Below are 12,371 nucleotides of genomic sequence, written 5' to 3'. Positions count from 1 at the left end.
CGGGTGGCCGTCATGTACGCGGGACGTCGATGCCGGCCGCGCGCAGCTTCGTCTCGACCAGCGCGTTCAGCCGGGCGATGGACGGTGCCTCGTCCGCCCGGTGGCTGTTGATCACCGCGTACCGGGAGGCGGCGTCGGACCGCTTCCGGAACTCGGACGGCATCGACGGCAGCGCGCGGTCGGCCAGCACCTTGCCGGCCAGCGCGTCCGCCAACTCCTCGATGCGCGGGTCGTCCGGATCCCAGGCCCTCGCCTCCCAGCCGCGCCGGGTCAGCTCAACGTGCTCGGGGTCGTCCAGGAGACGTTCCAGCCGGGTCAGGAAGCTGTCGAGGATTTCTGGCATCAGCGCCCGGACCAGCACCAGAGCCTCCCGTTGGACGGCCACGTAGTCCGGGCCGAAGCCGGCACCGGAGAGCCGGTCCAGCACCGCGCAGGCCCGGTCGGGCAGCAGGGCCCGGTCGCCGTGGGTGAGCCGGTGCAGCGTGTCGCGGCGCGCGGTCATGTCCTCGATCTGTTCGGTGAGCCGGCGACGGACGTCGTCCAGGGCTGCGGCGAACCGCTCGGGACCGGCGTCCAGCAGGTCGGCGATCCCGGCCAGCGGCACGCCGGCCCCGGCCAGGGTCCGGACCTGGATCAGCCGGTGCAGGTCGGCCGAACCGTAGCGCCGGTAGCCGGAACTGTCCCGGTCCGGCTCGGCGACCAGGCCGAGCCGGTGATAGTGCCGCACGGTCTTGACCGTGACGCCCACGAACGCCGCCGCCTGGCCGATCGTGAGCCCGTTCGCCGGGTTACGGGTGATCACAGCAGCGAGCGTAGCGCGCCTCCGCGACAGTGCGGCACCCCCCTCGGGGACGCCGGCAGCGCAAGGTCACGGCCGAACTTGACCTTGACCTTGGGTCAGGGTGAACGCTCGTCTCATCGCCGCCTCGAAGGGGCCGGTGGCCACCTTCCGGGGCCACCGTCGCGCGGCCCGACCGGTGCCGCGTACCTGCTGATCCGACACAAGGAATGACAAGGAATGACCATGAGCGAGTCCCTGAACACCGCCGAGAACGTCGCCGCCAGGCAGGACCGCCCGCAGCTGCGCAAGGCCCTCCAGGAGATCGTCGATGCCGGTATCACCGGAGTGCACCTGCGCGTGCACGACGAGCGGGGCGGATGGGCCGGCAGCGCCGGGGTGGCCGAGCTGGGCGCAAACGCCGAGCCTCCGGCCGACGGCCACGTGCGGATCGGCAGCAACACCAAGACCTTCACCGCGACCCTGGTGCTGCAACTGGTGGCCGAGGGAAAGGTCGAACTGGACGTCCCGGCAGCCGTTTACCTGCCCGGGTACGGGCTGGACGAGCGCATCACGGTGCGGATGCTGTTGCAGCACACCAGCGGGGTGTTCAACTTCACCGGCGAGTACTACGAGGACGGCACGGTGACGCCGGGGATCCCCTCCACCATCTCGGGCAAGGAGTGGGTGGACAACCGGTTTCACACCTACCGGCCCGAGGAACTGGCACGGCTGGCGCTGTCCCGGCCCGCGCGGTTCGAGCCGGGGACGGACTGGAGTTACTCCAACACCAACTACGTACTGGCCAGACTGCTGGTCGAGAAGGTCACCGGCCGCTCGTGCGCCGAAGTGACACAGGAGCGAATCGTGCGGCCGCTCGGCCTGTCGGGCACCGTCGTGCCGGGCACCTCGCCGGAGATCCCCGAGCCGTACGCCCACGCGTACTACCGGTACGAGGACGCCGGCCGCCAGGAGACGGTCGACGTCACCCGCCACAATCCCTCCTGGATCTCCGCCGGCGGCGACATGATCTCCACCACCCAGGACCTCCACACGTTCATCTCCGCACTGGCAGGCGGCCGGCTCCTGCCCGCCCCGCTGCTGGCCGAGATGGCAAAGCCGCACCCCAAGAGCGGTTTCGGCCTGGGGCTGCGCGTGCAGGAAGCGGGCCCCGGCGGCGGCACGCTGCTCTTCCACAATGGTGGCGCCGCCGGCCACGCCGCGCTGATGTACAGCACGTCCGACGGCAGCAAGACCCTGACCGCCTCGCTGAATTATGTGGACGACGCCGCGTTGTCCCTGGCCGGAGCGTTCTTGAAGGCGCAGGACAGACTTGTGCAGGAAGTGTTCTGCGGTGAGGGGACCGGGCCGGCCGACGAGGCGGCCGAGCCTGCCCAGCCGACGGGCTGAGGACGGCGGGGAAGGCACGCCTGTCTTCCGACGGGGACGCGGTCCGTGCAGCGGTGTTGGGGCGGATTGGCGCGTACGGTCATGGGGAGGGCGTGTCTGATCCGTCCGTGCCGGCTTTGTGGGCTTTGTGCAGTGGCTCGATGCTCATTCGGTGGTGGAAAACGTTGCGTGGGTCCCAGCGCGTCTTGGCCGTGCGCAGACGGGGATAGTTGTCCTTGTAGTAGAGGACCGGCCAGGGGACGCCGGAGCGGTTGAATTCCGGGTCGGTCATGTCGGCGTCCGCGTAGTTGATGTAGCAGCCGTCGGTGGCGGTGTCCGGTATGGGTACGCCGCCGGTGGCCGCGAACAGTTCCTGGAAGATGTCCCGGGCCCAGCCGATGTTCGACGCGTCGTCAGCCGGGTTGACCCACCAGTTCTCGACGCGCATCTTCATCACCGAGTCGCGCTGCGCGGAGGCGGTCGCATCCGGGGCCACCGCGTTGATCTGCCCGCCGAAGGGCATCAGCATCACGATCGCGCCGGGGCTGTGGATGTCGGGCCGGGTCAGGTGCCGGTACATCGTGGTGGCCTGTTGGGAGGTGTAGTTGGTGCGCAGGTACGCGGACTTGGTGGCGCCGCGTACCGAGGGGATCGGCTGGTTGCCGATGATGGTGGTCAGGTGCCGGTTGGCCTGGAGCCAGGCCAGTTCCTGCACCGCTTCGGTCACGGCGGGGTCGCCCTCGACGGATGTGCCTTCGACCAGCGCGGTCAGGAATGCGCGCAGCATCTCGCGGGCGCCGGGCCGTGCCGCGTCGATCTGGCTCACGAGGGCGATCGGGCCGCTGGAGACGTGGTTGAGTACCAGAATGCTGGAGATCTCCGCGCCGGGCGTCCCGGGGGCGCTGTTCCGCTCGTTCCAATTCCCGTAGTTGAGGAGCAGCCGGTGGAAGTCCGGCTCGGCCAGCCGGTCCCAGCCGATGGCCGCCTGGCCCAGCAGGACCTTGGCGGGCGGTGCGACCAACTGCCGCGACGGAGTGGTTCCCGTACGGCCGGGCGTACGGAACCAGTAGCGGGTCACCAGCCCGAAGTTGCCGCCTCCGCCGCCCGTGTGGGCCCACCACAGGTCGTGGTGCGGGTCGTCCGGGTCGCGGCTCGCCACCACGCTGTACGCCACGCCCGCGGCATTCACGCACACCACCTCGACGGCCTCCAGGTGGTCGACGGTCAGCCCGAGCGTGCGCGACAGCATCCCGTATCCGCCGCCGCAGACATGGCCGCCGACGGCGACCGAATAGCAGATGCCGCCCGGAATGGTGACGCCCCAGCGCCGGTAGAGCTGCTCGTAGACGTTGAACAGCAGCGCGCCGCTCTCCACGACGAAAGCCTGGCGCGCGTGGTCGAAGCCGATGTGGGACATCCGTGTCATGTCGAGGACGACTTCCACGTCCGGGTTGTACACGAAATCCTCGACGCAGTGCCCGCCGCTGCGCACCGCGATCCGTTTGCCCTCGCGCACGGCTTGCTGGACGGCGTGTACCGCATCGGCTGTCGACGTGATCAGCCGGATGCGCTCCGGGCTGCCGATGAAGCGCTGGTTCGTCCCGGATATCAGGTCCACGTAGCGGGGATCGCCCGGCCTCACGACCGTGCCGTCGTTCGTTCCCTGGTGCCCGGCGGCGGCGTCCTGGTCCGTACGGCTCGCAGTGTTCGTCAACGCGTCCTCATTCCTGGTCGGGATCGGTGCCCACGCGGCAGCGCGCACGGCAGGCGCGTGATGCCGTGGACGAAATTGCTGTGCAGGTAGGTGGCGTCCCCCACCTCGAAATCCGGCACCCGGCGCAGCAGTTCACCGAACATCGCGGTCAGCTGCGTACGCGCCACGACGGCGCCGAGACAGTGGTGCGGCCCGCCACCGCCGAAGCCCACGTGGGGGTTGGGCGAGCGCCGCACGTCGAAGGCGAGCGGGTCGGCGAACACCCGCTCGTCCCGGTTGCCCGACAGGTAGAACAGGACGACTTTGTCTCCCTCGGAGATGCGCGCACCGCTCAGTTCCACGTCCCGCGTCGCGGTGCGCCGGAACGTCAGCACCGGCGTCGCCCAGCGCACGAACTCCTCCACCGCCGTCTTCGCCAGCCCAGCGAAGTCCGCGCGCAGCAGCTCCCGCTGCCGGGGGTGCTCGGTCAAGGCCAGTGCCGTGTGGCTGATGGTGTTGCGCGTGGTGTCGAAACCCGCGGTGACCAGCAGGTTGAAGAAGGCCCCGATCTCCTGGTCGGTCAGCCGCTCGCCGTCGATCTCCGTTTCCACCAGGCTGGTCATCAGGTCGTCGGCGGGCCGTCGGCGCCGGGCCCGGGCGAGGTCGGTGCCGATGCCGGTCACGAAAGCGACGGCCTCGGCGACGACCCGCATCGGATCGCGGCCCTGGTGTACGGACTCCTCGTGCACCGACAGCGGGACATCGGCCGCCGTCGCCAGCTCGTCGTGGAGCGACGGGGGCACTCCCATCATCTCGGCGATGGTCCATACGGGCAGGCGGCGGGAGACCTGGGCGACGAAGTCGCAGTCGCCCGCGGCAAGGAGACCGTCCACGATCCGCTGGGCCTGGCCGGCGATCTGCTCCTGGACGGCCGCCACTCGTCGCGGGGTGAAAGCGGCGACCACCAGGCGGCGCAGCTGGGCGTGGCGGGGATCGTCCATGGCGATGAAGGACTGCGTCGCCCGAAGGATCTCCGGCGGGAAGTCGTCGAGCAGCATGCCGCGGCCGGAGCAGAACGTCACCGGATCGCGGCTCACTTCGAGGATGTCCGCGTGCCGCACGATTGCCCAGAAGCCGTCGCCCTTCTTGGCGGACAGCACTCCGGCCTCGGCGACGAGCGGGTGCCAGGACGGCGGGCGGCTGCGCAGGTCGCGGAAAACCTGCTCCTGCTCGGAGGCTCGGGCGGCCCAGAAGGCGCCGGTGAAGGGGGTGGCGCTCATGAGGTTCCCTCCGAGCCGGTGGTGGCGGTATGGGGTGTGTCGGGTGTGACGGGTGCGGTGGGCACAGCGGGTGTGCCCGGTGGTGTTCCGGGTGTTCCGGGCTGCCCGTGCTCCTTGCGGCCGAGCCAGTAACCGCGGTGCTGGAAGGCGTAGGTGGGCAGGGAGACCGCCTGTCCGCCGGTGCCGTCGAACGCCACCTGCCAGTCCGGCAAGGCACCGCCGTACGCGAACGCCATGGCCAGGCCCGGCAGCAGGGGATCGGCCGCGCCCTGGTAGCGGGCGGCGGGTACCGAGACGGCCGCTCCCGAGACGGCCGCTCCCGGGTGACCCAGGGAGCTGTCCGTCTCCGTACCATCGGACGCCCCGAAGCGGACCACCAGCGGCCCGTCCCACTGCGCCACGACCTTCTCCAGCGCTCCCGGCCCCGCCGGGGCGGACCTCCAGTGCCCGGCCGGGGCTTGGGCCAGGGTGAGTTCGGCGGCCTGTCGCGCGGAATACCAGGAGGCTCCGTCCGTACGTACATCCGTCGGCACCGCCTCGCCCGGGTCGCCGCCGCTGCCGCGCAGGGCGGCCATGCGCGCGCCCTCCTCCGGGGGGATCGCTCCCACAACACAGGCCGCGGCGATCTCTCCGAGTCCGTCACCGACGGCGGCGGCCGGGCGTATGCCGCAGGACCGCCACAGTTCGGCGAGGGCGACCAGCGCGGCGTACGCCCTCACCTGCTCGTCGGCGTCGCCGGGAAGCGAGGTTTCCGCCGCGGTGAGGCAGCGCTCGTACGTTGCGGAGAAGACCGGCGAGCGGTCGCGCAGGGCAGCCACCAGCTCTGCCCAGGCTTCTCGGTCCGCGGTACCGCCGTACTCGGGGAAGGCGAAGACGATCGGCCGCCGGGCGCCCGAGTCACCCCAGACGACCCCGGCGCCGGAGCCGTCCCATACGGTTCCGGCGCCGGTCCGCCCCTCCGCCACCGCGCGCAGCCCTCGCGCCAGCTCCTCCCCGCTGTCTCCGGTCACGGCGGCGCGGTACGGGAAGGGCGACCTGGTGAGCGCCAATGACCAGCCGATGTCCAGTACGGACCGGTCCGGCCACGCCTCCAGGTGCGCCAGCAGCCGCCGCGCCTGGTCGCGCAGGGCCTCGGGGGTGCGGCCGGACAGCACCCACGGCACCGCACGATCGGTCCGTTCCGCATCGGTCCGTTCCGCATCGGTCCGTTCCGTATCGGTCCGTTCCGCATCGGGCGGGGCGGTATCCGGCTCCGGTGCCTGCTCCAGGATCGTGTGGACGTTGGTGCCGCTGACGCCGAAGGCCGACACGGCAGCTCGCCGTGGCCGGCCGGTCTCGGGCCACGGCGCCGCCTCCGCCACCAGGCGCAGGGCGCCCGAGGCCCGTTCCACCGTTTCCGAAGGGCGGTCCGCGTACCGTGTCGGCGGCAGGATGCCGTGCCGCAGCGCCAGCACCGTCTTCATCAGCCCGGCCATCCCGGCCGCCGCCTGCGGATGCCCGAGATGGGACTTGACCGAACCGAGCCACAGCGGCCGGTCCCGGTCCGCTCCGTACGCGGCAAGCAGCGCGTTGGCCTCGATGGCGTCGCCGAGCGGCGTGCCCGTACCGTGCCCCTCGACCAAGTCGATCTGCGATGGCGACAGCCGGGCGTCGGCCAGCGCCTTGCGGATCATCCGCTGCTGGGACGGTCCGTTGGGCGCGGTCAGGCCGTTGCTGGCCCCGTCGTGGTTGACGGCGCTGCCGCGTACGACGGCCAGGATGCGGCGGCCGTTGCGTACCGCGTCCGACAGCCGCTCCAGCACCACGACGCCGACACCGTCGGCCCACCCGGCGCCGTCGGCCGCCGCGGAGAACGACTTGCAGCGGCCGTCCGGCGCCATCGCATCCTGCCGGCTGTACTCCAGGAAGATCTCCGCGTCCGCCATGACCGTGGCGGCGCCGACGACGGCCAGCGAACAGTCCCGGTGCCGCAGCGACTGCCGGGCCAGGTGCAGGGCGACGAGCCCGGACGCGCACGCGGCGTCCAGGGTCGTGCTCGGCCCCTCGAACCCGAAGGTGTAGGAGAGCCGGCCGGCGGCCACGCTGGTGATCGAGCCGGTCATCCGATGGTCGATGCCGCCCTCGGGGAAGGCGTCGACGGTGTCGCCGTACGGCTGCCGGGCCATGCCGAGGAACACGCCGGTGTCGCTGCCCCGTAGCGTGTGCGGGGCGATCCGGGCGTCCTCCACCGCTTCCCAGCAGGTCTCCAGCAGGAGCCGCTGCTGCGGGTCCATCATGATCGCCTCGGTGTCGTCGGCACCGAAGAACTCCGCGTCGAACAGGTCGGCGTCGCGCAGGAACCCGCCGGTACGGACATGGGTACGGCCGGGCGTGCCGGGCGCGGGGTCGTACAGGCCCGCCACGTCCCAGCCGCGGTTCTCCGGGAAGGCGGAGATGCCGTCCCGGTCGCCGACGAGCAGCTGCCACAGCTCGTCGGGGGAGGTGACGCCGCCGGGCCAGCGGCAGCCCATACCGATGACGGCCACGTCCCCCCGCGTGTCTTCCTCCAGTTCCCGTACCCGGGCGCGGGCCGCCTGGAGGTCTCCGGTCACCCGCTTGAGATAGTCCCGGAGGCGTTCTTCGTTTTCGTGGTTGTCGTGCACGGTGTCCACCCCGTGTTCCGTCGTCAGTCAGAGGTCCGAGCGGTCGGAGATTCGGGCCGCCAGAGGCCCGAGCCGTCGGAGGCCCGAGCCTCAGAGGTCCGAGTCGAGTCCGTCGATCAGGCTGAACAGCTCCTCGTCGGTCGCCGTCCGTACGCGGTCGCGGTCCACCGCTTCCGCCGCCTGGCCCGCCATCCGGGCGGTCATCTCCCGCAGGCGCGCCACGACCCCCGTACGGACCGCCTCGTCGTGCGCGGCCGCCCCGGTCAGCGTCTCCTCCAGCCGGTCGAGTTCGGCGAAGACGGCGGTCGTGGACGTCGTGCCCTCCGTGCCCTCGGTCGGCGCCATCTCGGTACGCAGGTGAGCGGCCAGCGCGGCGGCGTTGGGCTGGTCGAAGAGCAGCCCGGCGGGCAGGCGCAACCCGGTGGCGGCGCTCAGCCGGTTGCGCAGTTCGATGGCGAGCAGGGAGTCCAGGCCCAGATCGCGGAAGGCCCGGTCCGGGTCGATGCCGGTGGCCGCGGTGTGACCGAGTGCGGCGGCCACCTGGCGCTGCACCAACTCGGTCAGCACCGCATCCGCCTCGTCCGCCGCAAGACCGCTCAGCCGCTCCCGGAGCCGGTCCGCGTCCGAGGCGCCATCCGGCGGATCGTTCCGCGTCGCCGTACGACTGGCGTCGGCACCGTCACGGGCCGGCGCGACCAGCAGCACGGGCGGCCCGCCGTCCGCAGCCCCGAGCAGGTCGGCGGCCCGGTCGTCGGTCAGGGGCGACGCGCCGCGCCGCCCGCCGTCCGCGCCGCGCTCCCAGGCGATCACCTGGCCCGGCAGTCCCCGGGCGGCCCGGTGCTGGACGAGAGCGGCCACGAAGGCGGTACCGGCCGCGCGCGCTGCCTCGCCGATCGCGGGCAGCGCGCCCGCCGTCGAGGACGTGACGAGGAAGAAGGCCGGTTGGCGGTCGAGGGTCGCGTCGTGGAGCCACCAGGCCGGTTCGGTCATGCGTCGCAGTGAGGCGGTGAGCTCGTCCGGCGTACGGGAGCCGAGCACGCCGTCGTCCGTGTCCGGTACGCCGTGCAGGACACCGGTCAGCGGGCGCGGCAGTCGGGCGATGATGTCGGCCAACTGCGAGCGGTCGGTGCCGTTCCAGGAGAGGGTGTGGAGTTCGGGCCCGCTCTCGCCGAACTGGATCGTGTCCTCGTTGTCGTCGTCCGGTTCGGTGAGCACGGTGAAATGGCGGGCGCCGCGGGCTGCCAGACGGCGCAGCGCCGCCGGATCGGGCTTGCCCGTCACCAGCACGGTTCCGGCCGGATCGGGGGCCGGGCCGGTGGCGGTCGCGGGAGCCACCGGCTCCAGCCGGGGCACCAGCAACTCCCCACCGCGTACAGCGGTCTCGGGCGCACCGCAGGCGAGCACCGCTCCGACCACATCGGCGAGTGCGTCGCGTTCCTCCACGTCCACCAGGACGATGCGCCCGGGGTTCTCCGCCTGGGCCGCGCGGACCACCCCCCACACCGCCGCGTAGCCGAAGGCGTCCGTACGCTCGTCCTTCACGGCGACCGCCCCCGACGTGGCCACGACCAGCGGTCCGTCGCCCCAGCGGGTGTCCCCGAGCCACTGTTGCAGCGCGGTCACCACACGGGTCACGCCGGTACGGGCGTGATCCATGGCCGACGCGGCTTCGTCATCGTCCGGGCCCGACCAGAGCGGTAGTACGGCGATGGCGCCGGGGCGCGGTTCGATGTCGGCGTACGGCTCGCTCAGCACCACCAGGTCGCTCGGTGCAACCGTGCGCTCCTCCACCGGTTCCCAACGTGCGGTGAACAGCACTTCTTGGGTGCGTGGAGCTGTGGCGGGTGCCGCGGCGTCCAGCCAGAGGTGTTCGCGTTGGAAGGGGTAGGTGGGGAGGTCGGGGATTGTGATGTGGGGGTGGGTGGGCCAGGTGATGGTGTGGCCGTTGACGTGGAGGTGGGCGGCGGTGGTGTGGAGGTGGTGGGTGTCGGGGTGGTTGCGGTGGAGGGTGCCGGTGGTGTGGACGGGGGTGTGGTGGGTGGTGGCGGTTTCTTCGATGGCGGGGGTGAGGACGGGGTGGGGGCTGGTTTCGATGTAAGTGTGGTGGCCGGCTTGGAGGAGTTCTTGGATGGCGGTGTGGAACTGCACGGGTTCGCGGAGGTTGCGGTACCAGTACTCGGCGGTGAGTTCGTGGCCTTCGACGACGCGGCCGAGGAGGGTGGAGAACATCGGGGTGTCGGTGTTGCCGGGCGTGATGCCGTCGAGTTCGGTGAGCAGATGGTCTCGGATCTTTTCGATCTGGGGGGAGTGGGAGGCGTAGTCGACCGGGAGGAGGCGGGTGCGGGCGCCGTGGTGGTGGGCTTGGTTGAGGGCTTCGTGGACTTGGTTGGTGGGTCCGGAGATGACGGTGGTGGTGGGGCTGTTGGTGGCGGCGATGGTGGTGTCGGGTGGGAGGAGTGCTTGGACGGTGTTGGGTGGGAGGTTGATGGTGGCCATGGTGCCGTGGCCGGTGAGGGGGGTGAGGGCTTGGGCGCGGAGGGTGCTGATGCGGGCGGCGTCGGTGAGGGTGAGGGCGCCGGCGATGTGGGCGGCGGCGATTTCGCCTTGGGAGTGGCCGGTGACGGCGGTGGGGTGGAGGCCGAGGTGTTGTTGCCAGGTGCGGGCGAGGGCGACGAGGACGGCGAAGAGGGTGGGTTGGACGACGTCGATGCGGTCGAGTGACGGGGCCCCGGGGGCTTGCCGCAGGACTTGGGTGAGGGACCAGTCTGTGTACGGCCGCAGGGCTTCTTCGCATTCGGCGATGGCGTGGGCGTAGACGGGGTTGGTGCTCAGGAGCTGGCTGGTCATGCCGGGGTATTGGCTGCCCTGGCCGGGGAAGACGAAGACTGGCCCGGCCCCGGTGGGTTGGGCGGTGCCTCGGATCACTGACGCGTTCTCGTGCCCGGTGGCCAGATCGGTGAGGGCATCGCGTATTCCGTCGGATGCCGTGGCGGTGAGGACGGCGCGGTGGGGGAAGGCCGTGGTGCGGGTCGTGGTCAGGGCATGGGCGATGGCCTGGGGGGAGTCTTCGGGGTGTTCGGTGACGTGGGTCAGCAGGCGTTGGGCCTGAGCGGTGAGAGCAGGTCCGGACTTCGCCGACAACACCCAGGGGACATCCGGACCGTCGTCGCCGGGTTCCACGACATATGCCTGAGGTGGTGCTTCGAGGATGAGGTGGGCGTTGGTGCCGCTGACGCCGAAGGACGAGACGGCGGCCCGGCGCGGGCCCCCGTCGGCCGATTCCCAAGGCGTGGCCTCTGCCAGCAGGCGTACGGGGCCGTCTGCCCAGTCGATGTGCGGTGAGGGCTCGTCGGCGTGCAGGGTGCGCGGCAGTTCCCCGTGCCGCATCGCCATCACCGTCTTGATCACTCCGGCGGCCCCGGCGGCGGCCTGGGTGTGGCCGATGTTGGATTTGACCGAGCCCAACCACAACGGGCGCCCGCGTTCGCGCCCGTACGTGGCCAGCAGCGCGTTCGCCTCGATGGGGTCGCCCAGGCTCGTACCGGTGCCGTGCGCCTCCACGACGTCGATGTCGGCGGGGGAGGCGCCCGCATCCCGTAACGCGTCCCAGATCACGCGTTGTTGTGCGGGCCCGCTGGGCGCGGTGAGGCCGTTGGACGCGCCGTCCTGGTTCACGGCCGAGCCGCGGATGACGGCCAGCACCCGGTGTCCGTTGCGCTCGGCGTCCGACAGCCGTTCCACGACGAGGACGCCCACGCCCTCGCCCCACCCCACGCCGTCCGCCGCGGCGCCGAAAGCCTTGCACCGGCCGTCCGGGGCCAGCCCGCGTTGGCGGCTGAACTCGATGAAGGTCATGGGTGTCGACATGACGGTGGCGCCCCCGGCGAGCGCGAGATCGCACTCGCCCAGCCGCAGGGACCGTACGGCCAGATGCAGCGCCACCAGCGAGGACGAGCAGGCCGTGTCGACCGTCAGGGCCGGTCCCTCCAGGCCCAGCGTGTAGGCGATACGGCCGGATGCGACACTTCCCGCGCCCCCGGCGCCGAGCAGCCCCTCGATGTCCTCCGGCGTCGGGAACAGCCGGGTCACGTGGTCCTGGTACATCAGCCCGGTGAAGACGCCGGTGCGACTGCCGCGCAGTGACTCCGGGTCCAGCCCGGCCCGTTCCACGGCCTCCCATGAGACCTCCAGCAGCAGGCGCTGCTGCGGGTCCATCGCCAGGGCTTCCCGCGGCCCGATGCCGAAGAAGTCCGCGTCGAACAGTCCGGCATCGTGGAGGAAGCCGCCCTCCCTGGCGTAGGACCTGCCGCGCCGGTCGGGGTCCGGGTCGAACAGGCCGGCCAGGTCCCAGCCGCGGTTGGTCGGGAACCCGGAAATGGCGTCTTTTCCGTCCCGTACGAGCTGCCACAGCTCCTCCGGGGAGGTCGCCCCGCCGGGATAGCGGCAGCCCATGCCGACGATGGCGACCGGCTCGTGCCGGGCGGTCTCCGCCTCGACCAGCCGCCGTCGGGTCTCGTGCAGTTCTGCCGTGACCTTCTTGAGGTACCGCAGGGTCTTGTCGTCGGCCATGGAGCAGTTCCTTCGCGGAT

At 71.5% G+C, this 12,371-nt stretch carries 5 protein-coding genes and 1 pseudogene; 1 reads left to right on the top strand and 5 read right to left on the bottom strand.

The features are described from left to right. Positions 1–10: 10 nt before the first annotated feature. A complete protein-coding gene (locus ACH4OW_RS35120; RefSeq protein ID WP_360135617.1) occupies positions 11–802 on the bottom strand; it encodes a MerR family transcriptional regulator in 792 nt (263 codons plus the stop codon). A gap of 222 nt (positions 803–1,024) precedes the next feature. Between ACH4OW_RS35120 and ACH4OW_RS35115 the strand changes: the two genes are divergently transcribed. Next, the gene (locus ACH4OW_RS35115) at positions 1,025–2,188 is read left to right on the top strand and encodes a serine hydrolase domain-containing protein (RefSeq protein WP_398032248.1); all 1,164 of its coding nucleotides are present in this window, start codon (positions 1,025–1,027) and stop codon (positions 2,186–2,188) included. Between the two features lie 79 nt (positions 2,189–2,267). Here the strand turns inward: ACH4OW_RS35115 and ACH4OW_RS35110 are convergent, their stop codons facing one another. The 4 genes and pseudogenes from ACH4OW_RS35110 to ACH4OW_RS35095 all read right to left on the bottom strand — a co-directional run. Continuing rightward, the gene (locus tag ACH4OW_RS35110; protein WP_398032245.1) at positions 2,268–3,881 is read right to left on the bottom strand and encodes an FAD-binding protein; all 1,614 of its coding nucleotides are present in this window, start codon (positions 3,879–3,881) and stop codon (positions 2,268–2,270) included. Beyond that, positions 3,878–5,140 (bottom strand): cytochrome P450, encoded by a 1,263-nt coding sequence (locus ACH4OW_RS35105; protein WP_398032242.1) that lies wholly within the window; start codon positions 5,138–5,140, stop codon positions 3,878–3,880. The genes ACH4OW_RS35110 and ACH4OW_RS35105 overlap by 4 nt, the downstream gene beginning before the upstream one ends. Beyond that, positions 5,137–7,791 (bottom strand): type I polyketide synthase, encoded by a 2,655-nt coding sequence (locus ACH4OW_RS35100; RefSeq protein ID WP_398032241.1) that lies wholly within the window; start codon positions 7,789–7,791, stop codon positions 5,137–5,139. The genes ACH4OW_RS35105 and ACH4OW_RS35100 overlap by 4 nt, the downstream gene beginning before the upstream one ends. Before the next feature lie 81 nt (positions 7,792–7,872). After that, a pseudogene (locus ACH4OW_RS35095) lies at positions 7,873–12,309 on the bottom strand (type I polyketide synthase); the annotation flags it as partial. Between the last annotated feature and the right edge of the window lie 62 nt (positions 12,310–12,371).

Source organism: Streptomyces sp. NPDC017056 (genome assembly GCF_044332485.1).
GTDB lineage: Bacteria > Actinomycetota > Actinomycetes > Streptomycetales > Streptomycetaceae > Streptomyces.
Note: the sequence above shows the minus strand (reverse complement) of the source record. Positions and strands in the feature narration are given on the sequence as shown.